Source organism: Streptomyces milbemycinicus (assembly GCF_002154605.1).
In the GTDB taxonomy this organism is placed as follows: Bacteria; Actinomycetota; Actinomycetes; order Streptomycetales; family Streptomycetaceae; genus Streptomyces; species Streptomyces milbemycinicus.
Genome location: NZ_MUNE01000144.1, coordinates 1 through 23,161, shown reverse-complemented (window position 1 = coordinate 23,161; position 23,161 = coordinate 1). Strand labels below are relative to the sequence as shown.

Genomic DNA, 23,161 nt, shown 5'->3' with positions numbered 1-23,161 from the left:
ACGGTCCCCATGGACAGCCCCGTCGTGCCGATGATGATGTACCGGCCCAACCCCATGTACACCGACGGCGAGGAGCACGACCGGTACCGCGGCGCGGTCTCCGACACCCTCAACCGGCTGAACCCGCACGCCCTGCGCACCTACGTCGAGGAGAGCGCCGACCTGCTCATCGACCTCTTCGGCCCCGAGGGCGAGGCCGAACTGCTCAGCGAGTACTGCGCCCGGCTCCCGCTGCTGGTCTTCAACCAGCTCTTCGGCTGCCCGCCCGAGCTGAGCGAGACAATGGTCAAGGGCATGGCCGCGCTGCTGGACGCCAGCGAGGACGCGGTGGAGGCCAACGCCGTCCTCATCGAGACCCTGCTCGCGCTGATCGCTTTGAAGCGGCTCGAACCCGGGGCGGACATCACCTCCTGGCTGCTGGCCCACCCCGCCCGGCTCAACGACGAGGAGTTGGTCAGTCAGCTCATCCTCCTCCTGGGCGCCGGGGTCGAGCCCGTGCAGAACCTGATCTGCAACGCGCTGCGGCTGCTGCTGTCCGACGAGCGGTTCGCGGGCGATCTGTCGGGCGGCACGATGCCGGTCGACGAGGCGCTCGACGAGGCGCTGTGGACCGACCCGCCGATCGCCAACTACGCCACCCACTTCCCGGTCCGCGATGTCACCATCGCCGGACACCGGGTGGGCAAGGGCACCCCCCTCCTCATCAGCATGGGCGCCGCCAACAACGACCCGCAGCTGGTCTCCGACCGCCGCGGCAACCGCGCCCATCTGGCGTTCGGCGCGGGCCCGCACGCCTGCCCCGCGAAGGATCCGGCGCGGATCATCGCCTCCACCGCCGTCGAGAAGCTCCTCGACCGCGTGCCGGACATCGAGCTGGCCGTCGACCCCGCCCAACTGCACTGGCGCCCCGGCCCCTTCCACCGGGCCCTGGCCGCCCTGCCGGTCCATTTCCCTCCGGTAGCCGCCAAGTACGATCAAGCAGGCGCCACCGCGACCGACCAGACCACCGGAGGCAACGCATGGACCCCCAGCCCAGCCCCCTCGTCCTCGACCCCCAAGGGCGCGACGTCCACGGGGAGGGAGCCCGGCTCCGGGAACGGGGCCCAGCGACCCTGGTGGAACTCCCTGATCACGTGGTGGCGTGGGCGATAACCGACCCCACCCTCCTCAAGCAGCTGGTCACCGACGCGCGCGTCTCCAAGGACCCCCGGCAGCACTGGCCCAAGTTCATCAACGGTGAGATCCCCGCGACCTGGCCCCTGATCGCCTGGGTCGCGGTGGAGAACATGTTCACCGCGTACGGCGCCGACCACACCCGGCTGCGCAGGCTCGTCGCCAAGGCCTTCACCGGCCGCCGCACGACCGCACTGCGCCCCCGTATCGAGCATCTGGTGTCCCGTTTCCTCGACGGCCTCGCGGCCGGCGGGCCCGACACCGCTGTAGACCTCAAGGCGGCGTACTGCCACCCGATCCCCATGGAGGTCATCTGCGAACTGCTCGGTGTCCCCGAGGGCGAGATGCGCGAGCGCGAGCTGGAATTCGTCAGCACCATGTTCCGTACGAACGCGCCGCCCGAGGAGGCCATCGCCGCCTACCAGGGCCATGAGGCGCTGCTGCGCGAACTGGTCACGCTCAAGCGGCACTCGCCGGGTGACGACATCACCAGCGACCTCATCGCCGTCCGCGACGAGGACGGCTCACACCTCAACGAGCAGGAACTCGCCGACACCGTGGGCGTGTTGATCGCCGGGGGGTTCGAGACCACAGTCCAGCTGCTCGACAACGCCGTCCACGCCATGCTGACCCACCCCGACCAGCTCGCCCTGGTCCGCTCGGGCCAGGCCTCCTGGGACGATGTGATCGAGGAGACGCTGCGCGCCCAGCCGCCGGTGGTCAATGTGCCGCTGCGCTACGCCGTCGAGGACATCGAGCTCGAGGGCGTCACCATCAAGCAGGGCGACGCGATCATCCTCTCCCTCACCGCCGTCAACCGCCACCCCGAGGTCCACGGCGAGGACTCCGACCACTTCGACATCACCCGCGCCGTCAAGGAGCACCTGGCCTTCGGCCACGGCGTCCACTACTGCCTGGGCGCCCCGCTGGCCCGCCTCGAAGCCCGTATCGCCCTCCCGGCGCTCTTCGACCGCTTCCCGGAGCTCCAACTCGCGGTCCCCGCACAGGACCTGCTCCCCCTCCCCACCCTCATTTCCAACGGCCACCAGACGCTCCCGGTGCGCACCGGTAGGTAGGGGAGGGCGTCATGAGCGACGGTATCCAGTGGCTGTCCGAGGGGGTCGGGAGGACGGGGTTGATGTCCGGCGTGGTCCTGGCTCGCGGGATCGACGCGGAGGAGCTGGCGCTACGGATGGGCGGGGCGCCCGGGGCGGGGACCGAGCCGATCACCGATGCCGAGGTGTCCGAGCTGGGCATGGAGGTCTACCGGCCCGGTGGCAGGGGTGACGGTGTTGTCCGGGTCGGCGAGCACGCCGGGTGGGCGTTCGCCATCGAGTACGGCGACTCCACCGGGGGCGACCGCCTGGAAGAAATCTCCCGCGACGGCGTGGAGGCCATCCACTACACCCCGGCCATGGAACATCCGCCCGCCATCGTCATCTACGCCCACGATGGCCGCCACGTCTGCGGCTTCGGGCTCTGCGAGGAGCACATCCGCTGGGGCGAGAAGCCCGACCTGCTGCTGCCCGACCTCGTCGCCGCCGGCATCCTGCACCCTGACGGGGACACCTACTGCGATCCCTGCCCCGACGACTACATCACCCGCCGCCGCAGCGCACTCGCCGTCATCGAAGAACGCTTCGGCCTCAGTCTGCCGCCGGCCCTCCTCACCGGGGCCCGACTGACCGCATACGCGGTCAGTGGCACCCCGGACATGACCACCGAGGACCCCGACTTCGATGTCGTCTGCGACTGGGCCACTGCCAACGGCTATCCGCTCCCCAGTGGCCGGCTCCGCCTGATCCCCTACCTCATACGACTGGCCTACCGGCACGCCACCAGTCACTGACGACTGGTATCCGATGGCTGGGCCGGGCCGGGGTGGAACCCGAAGCACAAGGGGAGAGCCAGGTGTCTGACACTTCCCGACGGGTCATCCGTAGCTGGTGTCGATGACGCAGAAGCGGTTGCCCTCGGGGTCGGCGAGCACGACGAAGTCGGCGTCGTCCGGATAAAGGTCCCAGTCCACGCGCCGGGCGCCCAGGGACACCAGCCGCTCGACCTCGGCGGCTTGGTCCGCCGCGTCCCCGGCATACAGGTCCAGATGAATCCGCGGATGCTCCTGAACCGGCGTCCTACTGAGACCGAGCGCCAGCTGAGGCCCGTGCCCCTCCACCGGGACCAGCACCACCCAGTCGTCTTCCGCCTCCTCACGCGGGACGTATCCCAGGGCCTCCATCCAGAAGGCGGCAGCGCGCGGCACATCCGACACACCCAGCACAATGGATCCGATTCTCAGCATGCGCCGATTCTGGCGTTACTCAGGGGTGCGCGCGAGCGCCCTTGACCACCTTGTCGACCGCGTTGCGCGGCCCGTACACCGCGGCGTGCGGGCAGCGATCACGCCAGCGGACGCATCATGGCGGCGAACACCGGGGAGTCGGGGAACGGCTGCTGCGTCGCGATCTGCTCATACCCCCACGCCTCGTATACGGCTTGGAGACGGCCGTCTGCAATCAGCGGGTTGACCAACAGCGTGACGCGCTGTTCTTTCCGTCCGGCGAGAAGTTCCTCATGAATGCGACGAGCGACACCGATGCCACGCCACGGCGCGCGAACGAGGATTTCGTTCAGAGCCAGCGTACGGGTACCCGTCTCCTCCACGTAATGGTCCGGCAGAGATGGCACCATACCCTCCCACCAGGCGGTATTGGAGCCGAGCGGCGTGGCAAAGGCGTAACCCACTGGCTCCTCACCCTGATAAGCGATGACTGACTCCCAGCCGGTGCGCGAGGCATAGCTGCTCAGCCGTTCGTTGAACCGCTCGACGGCATAGAAGGGCCGGTTCATCATGCCGAACCCACCACGCACTTCGACGTGAATGTCGAGCAGGAGTTGTCGGACATCCTCTACGTCGGTCACGTGGCGAAAGGTGAGGGCGCTGGTGTCGGTCATAGAATCTCCGTCCTGTGGTCGCGCCAAGCGCGGGCTTCGGGAGTACGGGGAGCCATGGCGTTCAACCGGTGGGTAAATTCACCAAGGAGCTCGCGAACGCGTCCTTGTTGAGCCATCTCCGGGGCCACGGTCATGGCGGAAGCAACGGCCGGTTCGATGGCACCCTGACCTAACTGGGCGAGGGCAAGATTGGCATGAGTAAGGGCACGGTTGCGCATCAGACCAGGGCGTAGACGAGTCAGGCAGCGGTGGGCGCGGTGCTCAGCCTCGGCCCATCTGCCGAGGCTGAGATGAGCGAACAAAGCCAAGCTGTCGAGCTCGGCTTGGTCGAAGAAGTGCATCCATGCAGGACGGGACAGAAAGTGATCGGCGCGGTCAAACGCGTCCTGCGCCTGGTCAACAGCGCGTAGGGCAGCCGTGGCGTCCCCAGAGTCGGCATGGTCGACAGCGAGCCGTGCCAAGGCGAGCGAGGTAAAAAGCGGGTCGCGACGGGTAATCGCCGTCGCACGGGAGGCTTCGGACGCAGCCATGGCGTCGGCGTGACGGCCGAGCTGGCGGTACAGGGACCCAGCGTGACCCCAGACCCTGAACTGGACGACGGAGTTTTCCGCGAGCCCGGCCAAGGTGACCGCCTGGTTCAGATGGCCCTGGGCAGCATCCAAACGGCGGCCGTCGATGGCAGCCCACATGGCACTCGAAGTGAACGCGGAGGCGACAGCGTAAAGCTCAGAGCGGATGCGGCTTGATGCCGTCCCGCGCTGTTGCAGATCCAGGGTTTCCCGGGCGAGCACAAGGGCGTGTTGCTCAAGTTCCGGGGTGCCCCCATAGCGATCGTCCTTGGAGACGACGGCGGCAAGCCTATCGTTCAGGCGACCCACGTCGGTGGAGCCGAGGCGGCGCGGTGCCTCGGTAGCTGGCGCGGTGAGGCACGCGCCGGCGGCCGTCGCCGCCGTGAGGAAGGCACGTCGGTGCATGGGATCCTCTTCGGGTGACGCGGGCGGGTCGGGTTGACGCCCCCGGGGGCGGAACCCTAACTGCAAAGATGTTCGGCCCGTGACCCGCTCCAAGGCAACACGCTGGCGCGCGTGCGGCCAGGTGACCTCGCCCGAGAGCCACCGGAAGACGCCCCGTTCGGTGCATGTTCCGTACGAGCCCGTGAACTCGGCGATGGCCGAATTGACCTGCGACGCCAGCCCGTTGGCACTCACCGCGTGCTCGGACATCCAGGCGGCGAGCACCTCGTTCCGTGTTCGATTCATAACAGAACGTTAATGGATCGCCTCGCTTACCGGGGAAACCGGATGAGTCAAAACGACAGGGGTGAGCCCCTGAGCCCTCACCGGATCCGGCATACCCGCCACGCAACGCCTGTCGGTTACCTGGATAAGCGCGGACGCCGTGGTGCCCTTCCGCCGCCACGCTCCGCTCCCCAGGAAGGACCGACGATGCCTCCGAAGCCCTCCAGCGACACCGTCGCCACCACCGGGCCCACGGCCGACCAGCACGTGCGCCCCGCCGCGACCGGCCGCCCCGCCTACAGCCAGAGCATGCTGTCCGAGGCGACGTCGGCGATACGCGCCCGTCGCCTGGTACAGGCGGCGTGCACCGCGTGGGGGCTGCCGGATCTCGCCGTCCCCGCGGCGCTGATCGCGTCGGAGCTGGTCGCCAACTCCGTCATGCACAGCGGCAGCCGCTGCCTGCGTGTCACCGTCTCCCGCCCGGGCCCGCGCTGGGTCCGAGTCGCCGTCACCGACAAATCCCGCGTTCTTCCCACACCGCGCGCGGCGAGCGACGACGAGGAGGACGGGCGTGGCCTCGCCATCGTCGAAGCCGTCTCCGACCGGTGGGGCGCGGACCGACTGCCCTGGGGGAAGCGCGTATGGGGGGAGCTGCGGGTCGCGCACGAACAGTAATCGGTACGCCGACTCGAGCACGCTCGCCAAAAGCACAGGAACAACAACGAAGGAGTAACCACATGTTCGCCCACTCAGACAGGTTCCCGACCGGTACGCCCTTGCCGTCCGGCACCGTCAGCCCCGAGCCGTGGGGCCTGCGGCGCATGGCTCCGTACCCCGCCTTCGCGCCGGGCTACGCCCGAACCGAGCTGGACCCGGTGACCCAGACCGCTCGCTACTTCGACGCTCACGGCCAGGTGATGGAGATGCCGGGCCACGGCACCAGCACCGGCACCAACCCACCAACGAACACCGGAAACCCGTCCGACGGCGCCGGGCCGGGCGGTTCCGGGGGCGGGGACCAGGACACCGGGAACGACAACGACCAGTGACCGATCCACGCCCGGTGCTGGTCGTCACCAATCTGGACGACCCCACGACCGACCTGGTGATCGAGGAGCTGCACGGCCGGGGTGTCCCGGTCGTGCGGTTCGACTCCGGGGACTTCCCCGCCACCCTGTCGTTCGCGGCCTCCATCACGTCGCAGGGAATCCAGGGGACGCTGTGCACCCCTTCCAGGACCGTGGACCTGTCCCGCGTACGATCCCTCTACTACCGCAGGCCCTCCGGCTTCGCCTTTCCTCACCTGGACGAGCAGGCTGCCCGCTTCGCCGTCACGCAGGCACGGTACGGACTCGGCGGAGTGCTGGCCGCCCTGCCGGGATGCCGGTACGTGAACCACCCCCATCGCATCGGCGACGCGGAGTTCAAGCCCTCCGGGCTCGCTGCCGCCGCCAAGGTGGGGTTCCGCATCCCGCCGACGCTGCTGAGCTCCGAACCGGATGCGGCACGGGCGTTCATCAAGCGTCACGGACCGGTGATCTACAAACCGCTGTTCGCACCCCTGTACCGGATCGATGGCGTGTCGTGCACCGTCAAGGTCGCCGAGGTCGCCACTGACGAGATCGACCAGGATGTGGCCGGCACCGCCCACCTGTTCCAGCGGCGTGTGGAGAAGGTCGCGGACATCAGGGTGACCGTCATTGGCGAGCGGGTGTTCTGCGTCCGTATCGACTCCGGCCTGCTGGACTGGCGCATGGACTACGCCCAGTTGACGTACACCGTCGCACAGCCCCCGGAGGCGATCACCGAGGCCCTGTTCGCCTACCTCGCACACTTCCGGCTGGTCTTCGGCGCTTTCGACTTCGCCGTGGACCGGCAGGGCCGATGGTGGTTCCTGGAATGCAACCCCTCGGGCCAGTGGGCGTGGCTGGAGCCGGAGACCGGGTTGCCCATGGTGGCGGCGATGGCCGACCTGCTGGAGAGAAAATGAACGCGACGGACGACAAGCTGCTGTGCCGACGCATGGCCGACGGCCTGGCGGCCGGTGGCCACCTGCGTACCGCGCCGTGGCGGGAAGCGGTGCAGGCCGTCCCGCGGCACGAGTTCCTGCGGGGCGGGTTCTTCGAGCGGGTGGACGGACCGGGGCCGACCGCGTGGCGGCCGGTCATGCCGGAGGACGCCCAGTGGCTGGAGCGCTGCTATACGGATGAGTCCCTGGTGACACAGGTCGCGGGCACGGTCGTTCCTGGGGACGTCCGGGGGGGAGATCATGCGCGCTCCCACCTCCTCCAGCACGATGCCGGGCCTCGTCGTACGCATGCTGGAGGAGCTGCGGGTTCGGGACGGGAACCGGGTGCTGGAGATCGGCACCGGGACCGGATACTCCACCGCCCTTCTCTGCCACCGGCTCGGCGACGACCTGGTGACCTCCGTGGAAGTCGACCACGCGGTGTCCGGCCGGGCCAGTGCCGCGCTGGGTTCCTGCGGCCGGCTGCCGCGCCTCGTGGTCGGCGACGGTCTGGCCGGGCACCCGGACGGCGCGCCGTACGACCGGACCATCGCGACCTGCGGCGTTCTGACCGTACCCGGCGCGTGGATCGAGCAGACCCGTCCCGGCGGAATTATCCTGGCCACTGTCGGCGGCTGGCTGTACTCCTCCGAACTGGCCCGGCTGACCGTCCGGGGTGACGGCACGGCGTCCGGCCACTTCCTCGGCGGGCAGATCTCCTTCATGCTGGCCCGCCCTCATCTACCGCCCGTGCTGGGGACCTTGCCCGACCTCAGCGGTGGTGAGGAACGTCAGGCTGAGCTCGGCACCGATGTCCTCGACGTCGACTGGACCGCCCGGTTCGTCGCCCAGCTCGCGGCACCCGGGGCGCAGCAGATCAGCATGGTCACCGAGGGGCGTACGGAGCAGTTGCTCATCGACGTGGCGGGCGGGTCGTGGGCGGCGCTGTCGGAGGCCGGCGGACACTGGACGGTACGGCAGGGCGGCCCGTATCGGATCTGGGACGCGATAGAGGACCGGGTGAGCCGCTGGCGTGCGGATGGCGCACCGGCGTTGGAGCGGTTCGAGATCACAGTGACCCCGGAGGGGCAGACGATCACCTGGCCCAGGCTCCGGCCGTGACCGCTACGTCCGTCGCATTAGATCGCGCCCATGCCCGGCCAGACCCGGTCGGCCACCTCCTCGGCGGACGCGCCGGGGTTGCTACCATCACACCGACGCGAGAGACGCGTGATCACGTGACGAGGAGGTTGATGAATATGGCTGCCGCCGGCCTTCGTCAGCATGCCCTCGTCCGGCCCGCGCAATAGCAGAGCGCGGCCCGGGTCGTTCCAACAACGTCGTTTCAACGACCAGGAGTGACGCGTGTCTTCCACTTGCTCTACTTCCTCCTCCCCGTCATCGGCCCACGCCGATCTGACCACCGACCGCCTCGTCCTTCGGACGTGGACCGTCATCGAGGCCGCCGCGGTCATCGACAACACCAGGTCGGTGTACTGGGCGGACGACTTCCCCGCCGAGGGCGACCGAGTGATCGCGAACCTCTTCGAGCAGCACCCCGACTGGCTCGGCGCATACGGCCACCGCCTCGTCATCGAGCGTGACAGCGGCTTGATCGTGGGCTCGCTCGGCCTGTTCTGGCCGCCCAGCGAGGGCAACCTCGAAATCGGATACGGCATCGTGGCCTCCCGCCGCGGCCGGGGCTACGCCACCGAGGCCACCCGCGCCCTGGCGGAGTACGCCCTCACCGCGCCGGATGTGCACACCGTCTCCGCCGCCGTGGAGCTGCCGAACCCGTCGTCCCTCCGCGTGCTGGAGAAGGCGGGCTTCCGGCACGTGGCCACCGAGGAGAACGTGGCCAGGTTCAGGATCACGAAGCCGGACCTCGACCGGCAGTGACCCGGCAGGTCGCGGTGGGGCCGGCGGCATACCGTCGGCCCCACCGCGGCCGCGGTCAGCCGACCACATCGGCACAGTCGGCGAGCCGGCGGGCCAGGGCGCGTACGTGATCACGTAGCGCGTCCGGGGACTCGATCACGAACGGGAGGTCCAGCCAGGCGAGCACGGAGGCGACCCACTCCAGCCGCTCGGCGCGCAGCAGGATCCGTACCCACCTGACGTCCTCCCCCGCCTCGGGGTCGGCCGGGAGTTCCCGTACGGTGGCGATCCCGGCCGGAAGCCGTGAGCGGACCTGTTCGGCGGTGCCCTGGACCCGCAGCGACACCTCGTGCAGATAGGGCACCTCGGCGAGCCCGGACAGCACCCGGTCGGTCGCGTCGAACCCCACGGGCACCTCGTACGACCCCGGCAGCTCCGCCGCGGCCTCGATCCGGTCCAGCCGGAACGTACGCACCTCGCCGCTGGCCGAGTCCGCCCCCGTCACGTACCAGCGCCCGGAGTGGGCGACGATCCCGTACGGGTGCAGGGTGCGCTCGCTGCGCCGCCCGTTCCAGGCGGTGTACGTGAGGGCGACCGGCCGGCGGTGCCGTGCGGCCTCCGCGAGCATCAGCAGCACGCCCGTCTCCGGGGTGGTCACGGGGCGGGCCGGGGCGGTGAAGTCTGCGGTGGCCAGCAGGGCGTCCAGGCGGCGGCCAAGCGCCTCGGGCAGCACCCGGCGCACCTTGGCGGCGGCGCTCTCCGTCGCCGCGACGGACGTGGTCACAAGCCCGGCCCGGCGGCCGGCGACCAGGCCGAGCAGCACGGCCAGCGCCTCCTCGTCGGTGAGCATCAGCGGCGGCATCCGGTAGCCGGGGGCGAGCCGGTAGCCCCCGTACCGGCCGCGCACCGACCGGACCGGGACGTCCAGGTCGATCAGGTGGTCGATGTAGCGACGTACGGTGCGCTCGTCCACGCCGAGCCGGTCGGCCAGGTCGGCGACGGTGCGGGTGCCGCCGGTCTGAAGGATCTCCAGCAGAGCGAGCACGCGGGCGGTCGGTCGGGTCATGTTCGGAAGTCTCCCGCTTATACCGGGCGGATCCTGTCCGGTATCCCTCCTAGCGTGTGGGCCATGGCAACTTACGTACTGCTCCCCGGGTTCTGGCTCGGGGCCTGGGCCTGGCGCCCGGTGACGGCCGAGCTGCGCCGCCGCGGGCACGATGTCCACCCGCTCAGCCTGACCGGCATGGCCGAGCGCACACACCTGGCCCGGCCCGACACCGGCCTGGAGACGCACATCACCGATGTGCTCAACCTGATCCGCTACGAGGACCTGCACGATGTGGTGCTGGTCGGGCACAGCTACGCCGGTTCGGTGGTGATCCCGAGCGTGGCGGACCGGATGCCGGAACGGATCAGCCGGCTGGTGTTCATCGACAGCGGCCCGCTGCCGGACGGGATGTCCCAAGCGCAGTTCTCCCCGCCGGAGGACCAGGAGCGCAACGCCGAACTGGTACGCACGGCGGGCCACGGCTGGCAGCTGCCACCGCCGCCATGGGAGGAGCTGGCCGCCAAGGCACCCGAACCGCCCGCGCTCCCCGACGGCACGTACGAGCGCCTGACGCGGCTGTCGACGCCGCAGCCCTGGGCCACCGTCACCACCCCGGTCCGGCTGACCGGCGCCTGGGAGAAGCTGCCGCGGCTGCACGTACTGTGCAGCTTCGGGATAGAACACGTCCGCGCGATGGCCGCCACCGTCCCCGCCTTCCGGCACATGGCGGACGACGGCTGGACCCACCGGGACCTGCCCGGCTGGCACTGGCCGATGTTCGACCAGCCCGGCGAACTGGCGGCGATCCTGGACGAGGCTGCCGAGGCGCACTGAAGCGCCGAAGCGGCCGTATGCCGGGACGGTGGGCGGTACCGTTCCTCCGACTGCGAACGATCTTTCATCCCGCCTCGGAGCAGCCGTGAGTGACGCTTACTCCCCCGTCCCGGAACTCAACCGCCTCAAGGAGTTCGACGAGCGCATCGGAAAGGTTCATGAAGCCCGCCCCGGACGACGCGCCCAGCCCACGCCACGGGGAGTACGTCGCCTGGCTGCACGACACCCTCGGCCTCACCCCAGCGGACAACCCCGGCGACCTCCTGGCCCTCGCCAGGCGTGAGTTCGGCGCTCAGCTGGAGAGCTGGGTCGACCGCTTCTACGAGGAGGAGGACTGACCAGCGGCGTCACAGCTCAGTGGGGTCTCTCCACCAGACGAACACCTCAGTGCTCGGTTGGCGTTCGGAGAACCGGCCCGGCGGAGAGGCCTCGCGCAGCAGCCGACGCAGATCCGCCTCGAAGTCGTCGCGGCGCGAGCCGAACAGATGCGGAGCGGAGTACGACATGGAGAACACCCCCGCGACCGCGTCGTCCCACGTACGCACCAGCGCCTGCCCGCCGGCGACGACATGGCGCTGCGGGCCGGAGAATCCCGCCCGGGCGAACACCGCCGCCTCACCGCCGGGCGTCCCCTGCGGCAGCAGCCCCTGGCCGGCCCGCCGGACCGGTCCCAGGTAGCGCCTGACCAGCTCGTCCATCGCGGCGTAGGGGACAGGCGGGTGGGGAAGGCCGTCGATGGTCCGGGGCTCGTTCTTCAAGTCCGAGATATGTACGAGCGCCCCGCCGGGGCGGAGCATGCCCTTGATGGTTGCCGCCACCAGGTCGCGATCCATCCAGTGGAAGGACTGGCCGAAGGTCGCGACGGTGAAGGTGCCAAGGCCGGCGGGCAGTTCCTCGGCTCGGGCCCGCACCCACCGCGTCCTGTCTGCGACTCCCGCCAGCGCGGCCTCGCGCCCGGCTTCGTCGATCATCCCGCTGTCCGGGTCCAGGCCGACGACCTCATGGAACAGCTGCGCCAGGCTCAGGGCGAGAATGCCTGGGCCGCATCCCACATCGATGAGGCGCCCTCGCCCGTCGAGTTGAAGGGCGTCGGCGAGCGCGTCCGCCAGCCCGGGTGCGTACGGGAGCCTCCCGCGCCGGTAGTAGGCGGCCGTGCCCGAGAACAGCGTGTCGTCCCACTTCCAGCCCGCGACCATGCCCTCACCCTCGCGTTTCACAGAGATACGTCGTACTTGCCCGGCGCTTGCCCGGCGCTCGATGATTCCCGGCGACAGCCGTTCAGCCCTCCAAGCCCTTGTCGCTCAGGATCTTGTCGATACGGGCGCGGTGCGCCGCCTCCCACGCGTCGAGGGATTCGTCGGCCTCCTTGGCCAACTTCGCCTGCGCGGCGAGCAGCACCTCGTCTTGGCGGGCGTGGGGAGTGACCACGATGCCCTCCTCGTCGGCCACCACGATGTCACCGGCGTTGACGTCGACACCGCCGCACCGCACCTGGACATTGAGCGGCTGGGGCGCCGCCTTGGTGCCCGGGATGGGGATGACTCCCCTGGCGAAGACGGGGAAGCCCATCTCGCGCACCTCGCCGATATCGCGTATCACTCCATCAAGCACGAACGCCGCGATGCCGCGGCGCCGCGCGACGGCGCAGACGTTTCCTCCGGCGAGCGCGTAGTCCACGTCTCCCGACTCGACGACGATGACGGAGCCGGGCTCCGCACGGTGGATGGCGGCGTGGAGCATGAGGTTGTCGCCGGGAGGGCACCGCACGGTGAACGCGGGGCCGGCGACGCGCGGCGTCGGGGACCAGAGCGGGCGGATGCCGATGTCCATGACCTGGCCGCGGCCCAGGATGTCGGCGAGGGTGGTCGGGGGGACGTTCTCGAAGCCGGTGGCATCGGTCATGGTCTGCCTTCTTCCATCTGCTGCCATGGACGAGGGGGTCCGGCGGACCACCCTCGCCCATGATCACCCAAGGCGGTGACTACCTGACGGTGGTCAACGGACCGGCTCGTTGTGCTGCTCGAAGTCCGGCAGGGACGGGGCGGCGGCGAGGGCGCCGTCGCTCCAGCGGACCTGGTAACGGGCGGTGCCGCCCGAGGGGCAGCAGTTCGGATCGCTGTCCTTGAAGATGGGGCGGGCGAGCGTCACCGTCTTGCCGTCCTGCGTTTCGACCGCCATCGCCCCTGGTCCGCTCGCCTGGCCCACGAATCGGTTTCCGTGGAAGAAGAACACGGCCGCGCAGTTTCCGTCGTAGCTGCCGGTGCACATCGCCCTGACGGCGCGCAGCGGGCCGGGGAGAGCGCCGAGCACGTCGGCCGTGACGTCGGGGGTGAAGTTCTCGTTCTTCATCATCCGCAGCGCGGCAGCAGAGTCCAACTTGTCCTGGCCGTGCGCCGGTTGCGCGGTGCAGCCGACGGAGGAGATCAGAGCGGCCGGGGGCTTCATCCCGCGGAGGGTTTCGCAGCCACGGAGCCAGTCGGGGTCGTACGGGTCGTCCATGACGGGCAGCAGATGAACGGCTGGGTAGAAGTGGCGGGCGTTGCGCTTGAAGACGCTGATCGTCACAAAGTCCGAGGCCGGTTCGTCGGACCAGGTGACGGCCGCCCATCCGGGCCAGCACGTCGACTGGCCCAGATACGCCTCCGTGTCGTACTTGGCGATGGCCTCGAGCTCCTTCTTCATCCACGACCGGGAGGGGCAGGCCACGGCCTTGTCGGGGTCGGCCTTCTTCACCGCGGCCTTGACTTGCCCAGGAGTGGACTGCCAGATGATGGTGGGTTTGGCGATCGGGAACGAGACGTCGATACTCCGGGCCACAGCGGGAAGAACGGGCGCGATGCCGAGGTCGCCGGGCGCGAGGCTCACGCCGACCGACGCTTCTGGGAAGAACCTCACCGCGGCCAAGTCGTTTTTGACGTCGATCTTGCCGTCAAAAACCAGTGCCGATTCCACCTCGATCCCGGCCGCCACGATTTCGATCACCGGGCTCGCCTTCAGGGTGATCCGGACTCCGACCTTTGCCCTCGTCCCCAAGCCGGCTGCCTGAGGCATTTTGACCGTTGCCTTCGGAGGCCAACCGGTGGCGCTGACCGATGGTTTCCGAAGGAGGTTTATTCGCGCGCTTCCCCGATAATCCACGGGGCTCTGGATTTCGAGCTTCGCTCCCGCGTCGCCCCTGATGTTCCCGTTGAGATACAGCGCGACCTCGGGCTCCAGGCTGAAGGCCCCGACCCTCAGGAGCTTCGCGGTGACGTGGGGCACACGGAACTTCGCGAATTCCCAGTCGAAGGAGCACACCGCGCCCACCGGCGACCCCAGGGTCAGTTTGTACGTCTGCTGTACCTGGACGTTCATGCGGGCCCAGGCCCCATCCCGCCAGTTCCACCCGAAGTCGGAACCTGCCATGCCGAACTTCATCGGGCCGTGCTCGAATTTGACGAGCGCCATCGAGCCGCCGCATTTCATGTTCTTGAGCGCGCCCTTCCCCTTCCAGGTGTCCACCCTGATGGCGCTCTCGGGCTGGAACTCGGGCGAGGGGCTGAAGGTCGGGTCGACCGCCGGCATCCGGTACGACGCGGGCTGCATCTCGGTCTTCGTACCGCCCGAAGAGCCCGCACCCGAAGCCCCCGATGCGTCCTCGACCCGCAGCACGGCCTTGGGCATCGCCTGCTGAAGCGTGGCGTCCTTGGTCCGGACGACGATCCGGTCCTTCTCCCGGGTCACCCCGCGCACCTCGCGCACCAGCCCCCGCGGCGTCCGCTCGCTCTCCGCGGCGACGACGAAGTCGCCCTTCTTCAGCTTGCGCGCCGTCGCCGAGCCCGCGGCGAAGACCAGTTCCGACTTGCCAGGGCGTTTGAGGAGTCCGGAGTCGGCGGAGTCCGGGGCACTCAGGACCGTGGTCTTCTCGGAGAGGGCCACGGCGTAATCGATCACCGCCCGCTCGGTTTCGCCGCTGTCCACCGTCCAGGTCGTGGTCTCGTCCGCCGTGTAGTAGATATTTCCCTTCGCATGGCCGGCCTTCGCCGTGATGCGGTAATCACCGGGATCGACGGAGAACGTCTTGTCGCTCGTCAGCTCTTCACTGAACCCGTTCGCCCCGCTGATATGGAGGGTGAAACGCGCCTTGGCGGGAAGGCCCGTGACCTTGACGGCCAGTTTTCCCGGCCGATTGGCCGCCATCTGCCACGCGGTCAGCAGGCCGGCCGAGACGGCCAGCGCGATCCCGGCCGACAGCAAGATACGCAACGACCGCCTGTGCGGCCACCATTTCGACATTCGATGCCCCCGATGTGCTCTGCTCGCGCGCCGACTACTGGAAATCGCCGGTCTGGAAGTTTCCGCGGAGTATGAAGTTGTCCCCCACCCCCTGCGGGAGCGGCCCCAACTCCTCCGGTTCGCCGGGCGCAATCAAATCGGCCCGGTACAGCTTTACGTCGCCCTCGTCCAGGACCTCTTTCGATGCGATGTAGAGGTACTGACGATCCGCGGACAGGGCCACGGAGAGAATCTTGTTGTTCGTCTCGCGGGCGATCTCCGCCTTCACCTCGGCCTCCAGCGGATCGCTCCCGTCGGGCCTTTCCCCCAGCTCGCTCGCGTCGGCCCGGACGGTGAAGAAGGTGTTGGACGCCCCCTCGCAGAGGATGTCGTCGTCGTTGATCCAGGCCACGGGGTCGCAGTCGCGTACGTCGTCGCCGTCGCGCACGACCATCTGGTCGGTGGGGTCGCCGAAGGCCGTGTCGTCGTCGAGCCGGTCCATTTGGGGTGCCAGGAGATCGAGGTCGAACCCGTCGTACGAGTCGATGCCGTCGATGACGGTGGCGGGAGAGACAGCGAACTTCCCGCTCGGGTGAATGAGGCGCGGACAGGTGACGGCGGCCGAGTTCACCGGGCGGTAGAAGCCGTCGTTCCCGGATCGCTCGTCATGGCAGGCCTTGCTGATCGGGTGGCGGGAGAGGCGGCCGTTCTCATCCGCCGAGTAGTACACCTGCTCGTCACGCAGGAACCACAGCGATCCGTCCGGGGCGAATCCGGGAAACTCGTCGGAGTGTGTCTCCGGGCTGTAGCCCCCTTTCCGCGCGGCCTCGGTGATGTCCGTGAACTCCCCCGTGGCCAGGTCCAGCCACCCCACATGCGACGACGTGAGGGCGCCCACCTCGTCCGTGACCACCTCGACCGCGACGCGCCGGCCGTCCGGGGAGACCGGGCTGACCCCCAAGTCCGCCGCGCTCTTGCCGTACTGCTGCTTTCCGCAGAGGCTGCGCACGAACGCCCGGTCCGCGTCCCCCTCCTCGGCGATCTCGGCAAGCCGGGACAACAGCGGCTCCTCGGAGTACGTGGCGACCCGCTTGCTGAACGTGTCGTCGAAGGCCGCGACGTGCTCACCCTTGCCGTCCTTGTCATCCCAGCAGATCACCGGCCCGGTGGCCGAGGTCACGCGGGAGAGGTCCCTCATCGCCCCGGCGAGCCCGGATTCCGCCGCATCCCCTGAATCTCCCGAATCCGCCGCGACCGCCCCGGACTTGCGCCCGCCGCCGTCCGAGGCACCGGATCGTCCGCCGCCCTTCCCCGAGTCGTCGGACGCGCCGCACGCGGTCACGCCTCCCACCACGAGGACCGTCGCCGCCGCCACCGCGGCCCACCCGCGCATCCCGGACACATACGCCCTGCTCACTCAGCTCTCCGCCTTCCCCCGAACGTGACTGCCCTTAGAAGCGAGAATAGTATTAACCATGCGATGCACCTTCACGGCAAGTCGGTTGCCCGTACGCCCGGCAGCCGATGAAGGATCATTGAGGCGCACTTGACCACAACAAGGAGGCGACGGTGTCCGGCACAGACCGAGACGGGGGCGGAGACGGGGGCGGAGGCGAGCACATGGCAGGGCTGACGCGGCGGGAGCGGCTACGCGCGGAGCTCGAGCGCGACGCCAAGGCCGCCGCACGCCGGATCACCGCCGCGGAGGGCGTCGAAGGCCTCACCGTGGCCGCCGTGGCCCGCAGCGTCGGCGTGACCTCGCCCGCCCTCTACCGCTACTTCGAGGGCCGGAACGGACTCATCCGCGCCGTCTACGACGATGTGATGGCGGAGTTCATGCAGGTGGTCGCGGGGGCGGTGGAACGGCAGGACCCCGACGACATCAGCGCCCGGCTGCACGCCGCCACCCGGGCCGTATTCGACTGGTCAGTGGCCAATCCGGCGGAGTTCAACCTGCTCATGGGCGCCGCCTACCCCATGGCGGCCGCCGCGTCCTCCGACGACATCCCGCACGCCATATTGCGCGAGTTGGGCGGGCTGTACGGGCAGCTCTTCACCCGGCTGTGGCGCGAGCAGCGGCTCGCCCACCCGTCCGACGAGGAGATCGACCCGGCCCTGGCGCGGCAGTTGGGGCGGTACCGCGAGGCCATGGGCATCGAAGTCCCCATCGGCGTCGCGCTCCTGATGATCACCTGCTGGCGCCAGATCTACGGCATGCTCTGCCTGGCCGTCTACAGCCACATGTCCTATGCCCTGGACGATCCGGTGCCGCTGTTCGAGGACATGATGGACCGTCTCCTCGGCATCCTCAGCCTCACCCGCAGTCCTCGCCTGGTGATCTGAGGAGCGCCGCCGCGCCCGTCCGTACGGCGGCCCAGTCGGTGGCGTACGCATACCGCCGCGCCCGCTCCAGCCACCCCGCCCGGTCCCGGTGCTCGCGGCGCAGCTGCTCCAGGTCCAGCTCGACCCCCGGCGGCGGCCCCGCCGCCTCCAACTCTCCGATCCGCCGCTCCATCGCCTCCAGCAGCGCACGGTCGAGCTCGGTCACGGCGGCGACGAAGGCGCTGGTCGGCACGGTCACCCGGCCCGTGGCCGGGCCGGCGAACTCGATCTCGCCCTCGGGATCGGATGGATGCGCCCAGCTGACGTTCATGACGTCGTCCATGGCGTCGTGCTCCCCGGCGACGGTCCGCCAGCAGCGGATGTCCGGCGCGATGCGCAGATACCCCGTGTACAGGGAGCGGTCGCCGTGCCACTGCGCGGCGGAGTCGGCCTCCGGGGTGTCCTCCCAGCACCAGTCGGAGGAGTCACAGGCCACGAAGTCGGCCAGGTCCTCGGGTACGGGCTCGAGCGCCGCGGGCAGCAGCGCGAGCAGGTCCTCCCAGAGCCGGACCACGTAGTAGTCCGCATACGGATGCGCCGGGCCGCCCCCGTCGCCCCGCAGCCGCCGCACCGTGCGCTCGGAGTAGCGCAGCAGCTCATGCTCGCCGAGGTCGATCGCGTACCAGCCGTCGGTCAGCCCGAACCAGTGCAGTACGGGACGCTCGCGCCGCCCCCACGGCCGTACCTCGGCCAAGGGGGTCAGGCCGAAACGGAACCGGATCATGGGAAGAGTATGGACCCTCCCTCAAGGGCCCGACCGCCGTGGAACGCCCCGGTTCGGCGCCGGATAAGGTATCCGTGAAAACTTCATCCGCGTCCGATCGGGGGAAGCCGGTGAGAACCCGGCGCTGACCCGCAACCGTGAGTACGGGCTGTGTACCGCAGAGCGTACGAGCCGGAGCACCTGATCTGGCGCACCGCAGGCTCCCGCCGTCGGCCCGTCCGGCGGCGGCACCGTCGAGGTATGCGGAGCTGAGCCCGGTGTCATCGCGTTCGTACGTCCCTCGGCGTGCGGGGTGGGCGGCCGTGCGTGGCCGCGTACCGATGTCCAGCCACCGCCGAGACCCCCGACCGAGAGGCACCCGTCGCCATGAACGTACGCCGCAGCGCCACGGCTCTGGCCGCCCTGGCCGCCCTGTGCACGGCCGCCGCCCCCGCCGCGTTCGCCGACGCCTCACCCTCCCCCAAACCGTCCGGCGGCTCGGCTGCGCCGCCCAAGGGGCTGTACGGCGCCAAGGACCCCAAGTTCGACGGGGTGTGGCGGCAGTCACTCGCGCTGCTCGCCCAGGACGCGGTCGGGGTCACCCCGGCGAGGTCGGCCATCGACTGGCTGGCCGGCCAGCAGTGCGAGGACGGCGGCTTCGCCGCGTACCGGGCGGACGCCTCCGCCGCCTGCGACCCGAAGAAGGGCGAGTTCACCGACGCGACCGCGGCGGCGGTACAGGCGCTGGCCGCGGTCGGTGGGCGCAGCGCCTCGGTCGAGAAGGGCATCGGCTGGCTGAAGAAGCACCAGAACGACGACGGCGGCTGGGGCCTGAACCCGGGCAGCCCGAGCGACGCCAACTCCACCTCCGCCGCGGTCGGCGCCTTCGCCGCCACCGGCCAGGACCCGAAGCAGGTGAAGTCGGCCAAGGGCGGCAAGACGCCGTACGACGTGCTGCTGGGCCTGCAGCTGGGGTGTGACGCGAAGGAGGGGCAGCGCGGGGCGTTCGCGTATACGGCAGACAAGGCAGACAACGGCAAGCCGGTCGCGAACGACCTGGCGACCGCGGCCGCCGCGCTGGCCACCGAAGGCAAGGGCTTTGTCTTCGAACCGGCCGGCAAGGACGCCGGTAAGGCCCCGAAGCCGCTGGACTGCGGCGCGGGCAAGGGCGGCGGCAAAGACGGCAAACCGGACGGGGCGGCCGAGGCGGCGCAGGCCGCCGCCGCGTATCTGTCGGAGACCATGGCCGGGCACGGCAACCACCTGCTGTCCGCCATGCCCGGCGCCAAGGCCCAGCCCGACTTCGGCAGCACGGCGGACGCGATCGTCGCGCTGGCCGCCGGGGAGCACAGCGCGACCGCGGCCAAGCCCCTGCAGTGGCTGCAGAGCGAGAAGAACGGCGCGCTGGCGTGGGCGAAGGGCGACCCGGGCGCCCTGGGCAAGCTGGTCCTGGCGGCACACGCGGCCGGTGCGGATCCGCGCAGCTTCGGCGGCGTGGACCTCGTCCAGCAGCTGAACGCCACCGGCCCGAAGCCGGAGTCGGTCTCCGCGGCCGGGTCGGAGGACGAGTCGGGCTCGGACGACAACTCGTCCTCCGGTAAGGACGAGGACAAGAAGGACGACGACAAGGGGGGTGTCGGCGGCGTCTGGTGGACGGTCGGCGTCTTCCTGGTGGCCGGCATCGGCATCGGCTTCCTGATCAGCGGCCGGAAGAAGCAGCAGCTCTGATGGGCCGACGCGCCGCCCTCCTCTGCGCAGTGCTCTTGTCCACGCTGGTGTCCGTGGTCGCGCTCGGCGCCTCGCCCGCGCAGGCCGCGGGCTACCGCTACTGGTCGTTCTGGCAGCGGGAGCGGGGCGCCGGCGGCTGGACGTACGCCACGCAGGGGCCCGCCACGGCCCGGCCGGGCGACGGCGACATGATCGGATTCCGGTTCGCGGTGAGCGAGGACTCCGGGGACGCCACCCGGCCACGCGACTCGACCGACTTCGAGACGGTCTGCGCGCGTACCCCGGCGGAGGACGGCACCAAACGCGTCGCGGTGGTCCTGGACTTCGGCACGGCCGCCGACGCCCCCGACCACCACACCCCGCCCGAGCCCCGTACGGAGTGCGCGCGGGTCGGCCAGGACGCGAGCGCCGGGGACGCGCTGGCGGCCGTGGCCAAACCGCTGCGCTACAACTCCTCCGCCCTGCTGTGCGCCATCGCCGGCTACCCCGCCAAGGGCTGCGGCGAACAGGTCGACGCCAACAGCGGCGGATCCGGCGGCGGCAGCAGCGGCGGGCAGGGCGGACATGGCGGCGGCGGAGGCGGCCCGTCGGCCGGGCTGGTCGGCGGTCTGGCCGCCGTGGTCGCGCTGGGGGCCGCCGCCGTATGGCAGGCGCGCCGCCACCACCGGCGATGAGCGGCGCCGACCGGGCCGCCGTCGCCGGGCACCCAGGCACCGCCGGGCACCCGCGCACCGCGCGCGGCGCGCTGCACGCCGGGGCCTGGTGGCTGTGGGCCCTCGGGCTGGCCACGGCCGCCTCCCGCACCACCAATCCGCTGCTGCTGGGGCTGCTCGTCGCCGTCGCGGGCTATGTGGTCGCCACGCGCCGTACGGACGCGCCGTGGGCGCGCTCGTACGGCGCGTTCCTCAAGCTGGGGCTGGTGGTGCTGGCGATACGGCTGTGCTTCGCGGTCCTCCTCGGCTCGCCGATCCCCGGTACGCACGTACTGGTCACGCTCCCCGAAGTCCCGCTCCCCGACTGGGCGCGGGGCGTACGGATCGGCGGCCGGGTCACCGCCGAGGGGCTGGCCTTCGCGCTGTACGACGGGCTCAAGCTGGCCACCCTCCTGATCTGCGTCGGCGCGGCGAACGCGCTCGCCAACCCCGCCCGGCTGCTCAAGTCCCTGCCCGGCGCGCTGTACGAGGCGGGCGTCGCGGTCGTCGTCGCGATGTCCTTCGCCCCGAACCTGGTCTCCGACGTCCAGCGGCTGCGCGCCGCCCGCCGGCTGCGCGGCCGCCCCGACCGCGGGGTGCGCGCCCTGCTCCAGGTCGGGTTGCCGGTCCTGGAGGGCGCATTGGAGCGTTCGGTGGCGCTCGCGGCCGCGATGGACGCGCGCGGCTACGGCCGCACCGCCCACGTCCCGCCCGCCGTCGCCCGCGCCACCGCCGTCCTCACCCTCGGCGGGCTGCTCGGCGTCTGCGCCGGTACGTACGGGCTGCTGGCGGCGCAGGGCGCGGGCTTCGGCCTGCCGGTGCTGCTCGCCGGGCTCGCCGCCGCGCTCGGCGGGCTGTGGCTGGGCGGCCGCCGTTCGGTGCGCAGCCGCTACCGGCCGGACCGGTGGGGCGCGCGGGCGTGGCTGGTGTCCGGGTCGGGGGTGGCGGTCGCGGGCCTGATGATCTGGGCCGCCTCGTACGCCCCCCAGGCCCTGAACCCGCCCGCCGTCCCGCTCACCGCGCCCGTGCTGCCGCTGTGGCCCGCGGCCGGGGTGCTGGTCGGGCTGCTCCCGGCGGTCGTGGCCCCGGCGCCGGGGCCGGGGCCGGGGCCGGCAGTGCCCACGACCCGGAAGGCCGTTCAGCCTCAGAGAACCAGTCAGCAGACCACTTGGCAGACCACTCGGCAGACCAGCGAGGACACCGGCAAGGAGGCCACGCGGTGATCCGCTTCGAGCAGGTGTCCGTCACCTACGAAGACGCGGCGCGGCCCGCCCTCCAGGACGTGGATCTGACCGTTCCGGAGGGGGAGCTGTGTCTGCTCGTCGGCCCCTCGGGAGTCGGCAAGTCGACTCTCCTGGGCGCCGTCTCCGGTCTGGTGCCGCACTTCACGGGCGGCACGCTGCACGGGCGGGTCACCGTGGCGGGCCGCGACACCCGGACCCACAAGCCGCGCGAACTGGCCGATGTGGTGGGCACGGTGGGTCAGGACCCGCTGGCCCACTTCGTCACGGACACCGTCGAGGACGAACTCGCGTACGGCATGGAGTCGCTGGGCGTCCCCCCGGACACCATGCGCCGCCGGGTCGAGGAGACCCTGGACCTGCTCGGCCTCGCCGCGCTGCGCGACCGGCCCATCGCGACGCTCTCCGGCGGACAGCGGCAGCGGGTCGCCATCGGCTCGGTGCTCACCACGCACCCGCGCGTTCTGGTCCTCGACGAGCCGACGTCGGCGCTGGACCCGGCGGCGGCCGAGGAGGTGCTGGCGGTGCTGCAGCGGCTCGTACACGACCTCGGCACCACCGTGCTGATGGCCGAACACCGCCTGGAGCGGGTGGTCCAGTACGCGGATCAGCTGATCCTGCTGCCCTCCCCCGGCGCGGCCCCCGTCGTCGGGGACCCGGCCGAGGTGATGGCGGTCTCGCCCGTCCAGCCGCCCGTGGTCGAACTCGGCCGCCTCGCGGGCTGGACCCCCCTCCCGCTGTCCATACGGGACGCCCGCCGCAAGGCGGCCCCGCTGCGGGAGCGGCTGACACCGCTCACACCGCTCACACCGCTCACGCCGGGCGGAGATCCGCACGAGGGGGGCGGTGAGCCCGTCGCCGAGGCGGTGCGGCTGACCGTACGCCACGGTCGAATCGAGGCGCTGCGCGGCGTGGACCTGACGGTGCGGCCGGGCGAGACGGTGGCGCTGATGGGCCGCAACGGCGCGGGAAAGTCGACCTTGCTGTCCACGCTGGTGGGGATGCACACGCCCGCCTCCGGTTCGGT

The 23,161-nt window shown here is 70.6% G+C and carries 24 protein-coding genes and 1 riboswitch; of the genes, 15 read left to right on the top strand and 9 right to left on the bottom strand.

Annotated elements, in window-relative coordinates:
• The 3 genes from CCN51_RS56415 to CCN51_RS13455 form a co-directional block, all read left to right on the top strand.
• Positions 1-1,152: cytochrome P450 family protein (locus CCN51_RS56415; RefSeq protein WP_211303222.1), on the top strand; the 1,152-nt coding region annotated here is incomplete at its 5' end.
• Positions 1,134-2,249 carry a cytochrome P450 family protein gene (locus CCN51_RS13460; RefSeq protein ID WP_211303221.1) on the top strand — a complete coding sequence of 372 codons (1,116 nt, stop codon included), beginning with the start codon at positions 1,134-1,136 and terminating at the stop codon, positions 2,247-2,249. The genes CCN51_RS56415 and CCN51_RS13460, both read left to right, overlap by 19 nt.
• 11 nt (positions 2,250-2,260) lie before the next feature.
• Entirely contained in the window at positions 2,261-3,022 is a 762-nt protein-coding gene (locus tag CCN51_RS13455) for a DUF6461 domain-containing protein (protein WP_043487736.1), read from the top strand.
• Between the two features lie 84 nt (positions 3,023-3,106).
• On the opposite strand, the gene CCN51_RS13450 is transcribed toward CCN51_RS13455, so the two are convergent.
• The 3 genes from CCN51_RS13450 to CCN51_RS13440 form a co-directional block, all read right to left on the bottom strand.
• Positions 3,107-3,475 (bottom strand): VOC family protein, encoded by a 369-nt coding sequence (locus tag CCN51_RS13450; RefSeq protein WP_014180156.1) that lies wholly within the window; start codon positions 3,473-3,475, stop codon positions 3,107-3,109.
• 98 nt (positions 3,476-3,573) lie between these two features.
• Complete coding sequence (locus CCN51_RS13445; protein WP_014180155.1) at positions 3,574-4,128, bottom strand: GNAT family N-acetyltransferase; 555 nt, start codon at positions 4,126-4,128, stop codon at positions 3,574-3,576.
• Positions 4,125-5,387, bottom strand: coding sequence for an NsdA family TPR-like regulatory protein (locus CCN51_RS13440; protein ID WP_043487734.1), 1,263 nt, complete (start codon positions 5,385-5,387; stop codon positions 4,125-4,127). The genes CCN51_RS13445 and CCN51_RS13440 overlap by 4 nt, the downstream gene beginning before the upstream one ends.
• A gap of 186 nt (positions 5,388-5,573) precedes the next feature.
• Here CCN51_RS13440 and CCN51_RS13435 point away from each other — a divergent pair, with 186 nt between their 5' ends.
• From CCN51_RS13435 to CCN51_RS13415, 5 genes are all read left to right on the top strand, one after another.
• Positions 5,574-6,041: an ATP-binding protein gene (locus CCN51_RS13435; protein ID WP_014180153.1), complete on the top strand. Its 468-nt coding sequence runs from the start codon at positions 5,574-5,576 to the stop codon at positions 6,039-6,041.
• 62 nt (positions 6,042-6,103) lie between these two features.
• Positions 6,104-6,415 (top strand): putative ATP-grasp-modified RiPP, encoded by a 312-nt coding sequence (tgmA, locus tag CCN51_RS13430; protein ID WP_014180152.1) that lies wholly within the window; start codon positions 6,104-6,106, stop codon positions 6,413-6,415.
• Positions 6,412-7,356 (top strand): ATP-grasp ribosomal peptide maturase, encoded by a 945-nt coding sequence (gene tgmB, locus CCN51_RS13425; RefSeq protein WP_014180151.1) that lies wholly within the window; start codon positions 6,412-6,414, stop codon positions 7,354-7,356. The genes tgmA and tgmB overlap by 4 nt, the downstream gene beginning before the upstream one ends.
• A gap of 279 nt (positions 7,357-7,635) precedes the next feature.
• The gene (locus CCN51_RS13420; RefSeq protein WP_014180150.1) at positions 7,636-8,496 is read left to right on the top strand and encodes a methyltransferase domain-containing protein; all 861 of its coding nucleotides are present in this window, start codon (positions 7,636-7,638) and stop codon (positions 8,494-8,496) included.
• 243 nt (positions 8,497-8,739) lie between these two features.
• Positions 8,740-9,273 carry a GNAT family N-acetyltransferase gene (locus tag CCN51_RS13415; RefSeq protein ID WP_014180149.1) on the top strand — a complete coding sequence of 178 codons (534 nt, stop codon included), beginning with the start codon at positions 8,740-8,742 and terminating at the stop codon, positions 9,271-9,273.
• 55 nt (positions 9,274-9,328) lie between these two features.
• On the opposite strand, the gene CCN51_RS13410 is transcribed toward CCN51_RS13415, so the two are convergent.
• Positions 9,329-10,318 carry a helix-turn-helix transcriptional regulator gene (locus CCN51_RS13410; protein WP_014180148.1) on the bottom strand — a complete coding sequence of 330 codons (990 nt, stop codon included), beginning with the start codon at positions 10,316-10,318 and terminating at the stop codon, positions 9,329-9,331.
• A 63-nt stretch (positions 10,319-10,381) separates the two neighbouring features.
• On the opposite strand from CCN51_RS13410, the gene CCN51_RS13405 reads away from it, so the two are divergent.
• On the top strand, positions 10,382-11,134 hold the full coding sequence (locus CCN51_RS13405) for an alpha/beta fold hydrolase (RefSeq protein WP_014180147.1): 753 nt from the start codon (positions 10,382-10,384) through the stop codon (positions 11,132-11,134).
• A 158-nt stretch (positions 11,135-11,292) separates the two neighbouring features.
• A complete protein-coding gene (locus CCN51_RS13400) occupies positions 11,293-11,472 on the top strand; it encodes a hypothetical protein (RefSeq protein WP_014180146.1) in 180 nt (59 codons plus the stop codon).
• 9 nt (positions 11,473-11,481) lie between these two features.
• Here the strand turns inward: CCN51_RS13400 and CCN51_RS13395 are convergent, their stop codons facing one another.
• From CCN51_RS13395 to CCN51_RS13380, 4 genes are all read right to left on the bottom strand, one after another.
• Positions 11,482-12,330, bottom strand: coding sequence for a class I SAM-dependent methyltransferase (locus CCN51_RS13395; RefSeq protein ID WP_014180145.1), 849 nt, complete (start codon positions 12,328-12,330; stop codon positions 11,482-11,484).
• Positions 12,331-12,412: 82 nt separating this feature from the next.
• Entirely contained in the window at positions 12,413-13,036 is a 624-nt protein-coding gene (locus tag CCN51_RS13390) for an RraA family protein (protein ID WP_014180144.1), read from the bottom strand.
• Positions 13,037-13,129: 93 nt separating this feature from the next.
• Positions 13,130-15,379, bottom strand: coding sequence for an LppP/LprE family lipoprotein (locus CCN51_RS13385; RefSeq protein WP_055414031.1), 2,250 nt, complete (start codon positions 15,377-15,379; stop codon positions 13,130-13,132).
• A 64-nt stretch (positions 15,380-15,443) separates the two neighbouring features.
• Positions 15,444-16,805, bottom strand: a complete 1,362-nt coding sequence (locus CCN51_RS13380; protein ID WP_143675797.1) for a hypothetical protein — start codon at positions 16,803-16,805, stop codon at positions 15,444-15,446.
• 203 nt (positions 16,806-17,008) lie between these two features.
• Here CCN51_RS13380 and CCN51_RS13375 point away from each other — a divergent pair, with 203 nt between their 5' ends.
• Positions 17,009-17,731, top strand: a complete 723-nt coding sequence (locus CCN51_RS13375; RefSeq protein ID WP_014180141.1) for a TetR/AcrR family transcriptional regulator — start codon at positions 17,009-17,011, stop codon at positions 17,729-17,731.
• Here the strand turns inward: CCN51_RS13375 and CCN51_RS13370 are convergent.
• Complete coding sequence (locus tag CCN51_RS13370; protein WP_014180140.1) at positions 17,703-18,494, bottom strand: DUF5984 family protein; 792 nt, start codon at positions 18,492-18,494, stop codon at positions 17,703-17,705. The two genes, CCN51_RS13375 and CCN51_RS13370, sit on opposite strands and share 29 nt — an antisense overlap.
• 49 nt (positions 18,495-18,543) lie before the next feature.
• A riboswitch (cobalamin riboswitch) is annotated at positions 18,544-18,692 on the top strand.
• 168 nt (positions 18,693-18,860) lie between these two features.
• Between CCN51_RS13370 and CCN51_RS13365 the strand changes: the two genes are divergently transcribed.
• The 4 genes from CCN51_RS13365 to CCN51_RS13350 form a co-directional block, all read left to right on the top strand.
• The gene (locus CCN51_RS13365) at positions 18,861-20,201 is read left to right on the top strand and encodes an SCO2321 family membrane protein (RefSeq protein WP_014180139.1); all 1,341 of its coding nucleotides are present in this window, start codon (positions 18,861-18,863) and stop codon (positions 20,199-20,201) included.
• Positions 20,201-20,875 carry an SCO2322 family protein gene (locus CCN51_RS13360; RefSeq protein ID WP_014180138.1) on the top strand — a complete coding sequence of 225 codons (675 nt, stop codon included), beginning with the start codon at positions 20,201-20,203 and terminating at the stop codon, positions 20,873-20,875. Before CCN51_RS13365 ends, CCN51_RS13360 begins: the two co-directional genes overlap by 1 nt.
• Entirely contained in the window at positions 20,872-22,116 is a 1,245-nt protein-coding gene (locus CCN51_RS13355; RefSeq protein ID WP_014180137.1) for a CbiQ family ECF transporter T component, read from the top strand. The genes CCN51_RS13360 and CCN51_RS13355 overlap by 4 nt, the downstream gene beginning before the upstream one ends.
• Positions 22,113-23,161: ABC transporter ATP-binding protein (locus CCN51_RS13350; RefSeq protein ID WP_143675796.1), on the top strand; the 1,049-nt coding region annotated here is incomplete at its 3' end. The genes CCN51_RS13355 and CCN51_RS13350, both read left to right, overlap by 4 nt.

What these genes read in the sequence shown, in the direction of transcription:
- CCN51_RS13455 (WP_043487736.1), top strand. Translation starts at nt 2,261, where the DNA reads ATGAGCGACGGTATCCAGTGGCTGTCCGAGGGGGTCGGGAGGACGGGG.
- CCN51_RS13450 (WP_014180156.1), bottom strand. Translation starts at nt 3,475, where the DNA reads ATGCTGAGAATCGGATCCATTGTGCTGGGTGTGTCGGATGTGCCGCGC.
- CCN51_RS13445 (WP_014180155.1), bottom strand. Translation starts at nt 4,128, where the DNA reads ATGACCGACACCAGCGCCCTCACCTTTCGCCACGTGACCGACGTAGAG.
- CCN51_RS13440 (WP_043487734.1), bottom strand. Translation starts at nt 5,387, where the DNA reads ATGAATCGAACACGGAACGAGGTGCTCGCCGCCTGGATGTCCGAGCAC.
- CCN51_RS13435 (WP_014180153.1), top strand. Translation starts at nt 5,574, where the DNA reads ATGCCTCCGAAGCCCTCCAGCGACACCGTCGCCACCACCGGGCCCACG.
- tgmA (WP_014180152.1), top strand. Translation starts at nt 6,104, where the DNA reads ATGTTCGCCCACTCAGACAGGTTCCCGACCGGTACGCCCTTGCCGTCC.
- CCN51_RS13420 (WP_014180150.1), top strand. Translation starts at nt 7,636, where the DNA reads ATGCGCGCTCCCACCTCCTCCAGCACGATGCCGGGCCTCGTCGTACGC.
- CCN51_RS13410 (WP_014180148.1), bottom strand. Translation starts at nt 10,318, where the DNA reads ATGACCCGACCGACCGCCCGCGTGCTCGCTCTGCTGGAGATCCTTCAG.
- CCN51_RS13405 (WP_014180147.1), top strand. Translation starts at nt 10,382, where the DNA reads ATGGCAACTTACGTACTGCTCCCCGGGTTCTGGCTCGGGGCCTGGGCC.
- CCN51_RS13400 (WP_014180146.1), top strand. Translation starts at nt 11,293, where the DNA reads ATGAAGCCCGCCCCGGACGACGCGCCCAGCCCACGCCACGGGGAGTAC.
- CCN51_RS13395 (WP_014180145.1), bottom strand. Translation starts at nt 12,330, where the DNA reads ATGGTCGCGGGCTGGAAGTGGGACGACACGCTGTTCTCGGGCACGGCC.
- CCN51_RS13390 (WP_014180144.1), bottom strand. Translation starts at nt 13,036, where the DNA reads ATGACCGATGCCACCGGCTTCGAGAACGTCCCCCCGACCACCCTCGCC.
- CCN51_RS13375 (WP_014180141.1), top strand. Translation starts at nt 17,009, where the DNA reads ATGGCAGGGCTGACGCGGCGGGAGCGGCTACGCGCGGAGCTCGAGCGC.
- CCN51_RS13370 (WP_014180140.1), bottom strand. Translation starts at nt 18,494, where the DNA reads ATGATCCGGTTCCGTTTCGGCCTGACCCCCTTGGCCGAGGTACGGCCG.
- CCN51_RS13365 (WP_014180139.1), top strand. Translation starts at nt 18,861, where the DNA reads ATGAACGTACGCCGCAGCGCCACGGCTCTGGCCGCCCTGGCCGCCCTG.
- CCN51_RS13360 (WP_014180138.1), top strand. Translation starts at nt 20,201, where the DNA reads ATGGGCCGACGCGCCGCCCTCCTCTGCGCAGTGCTCTTGTCCACGCTG.
- CCN51_RS13355 (WP_014180137.1), top strand. Translation starts at nt 20,872, where the DNA reads ATGAGCGGCGCCGACCGGGCCGCCGTCGCCGGGCACCCAGGCACCGCC.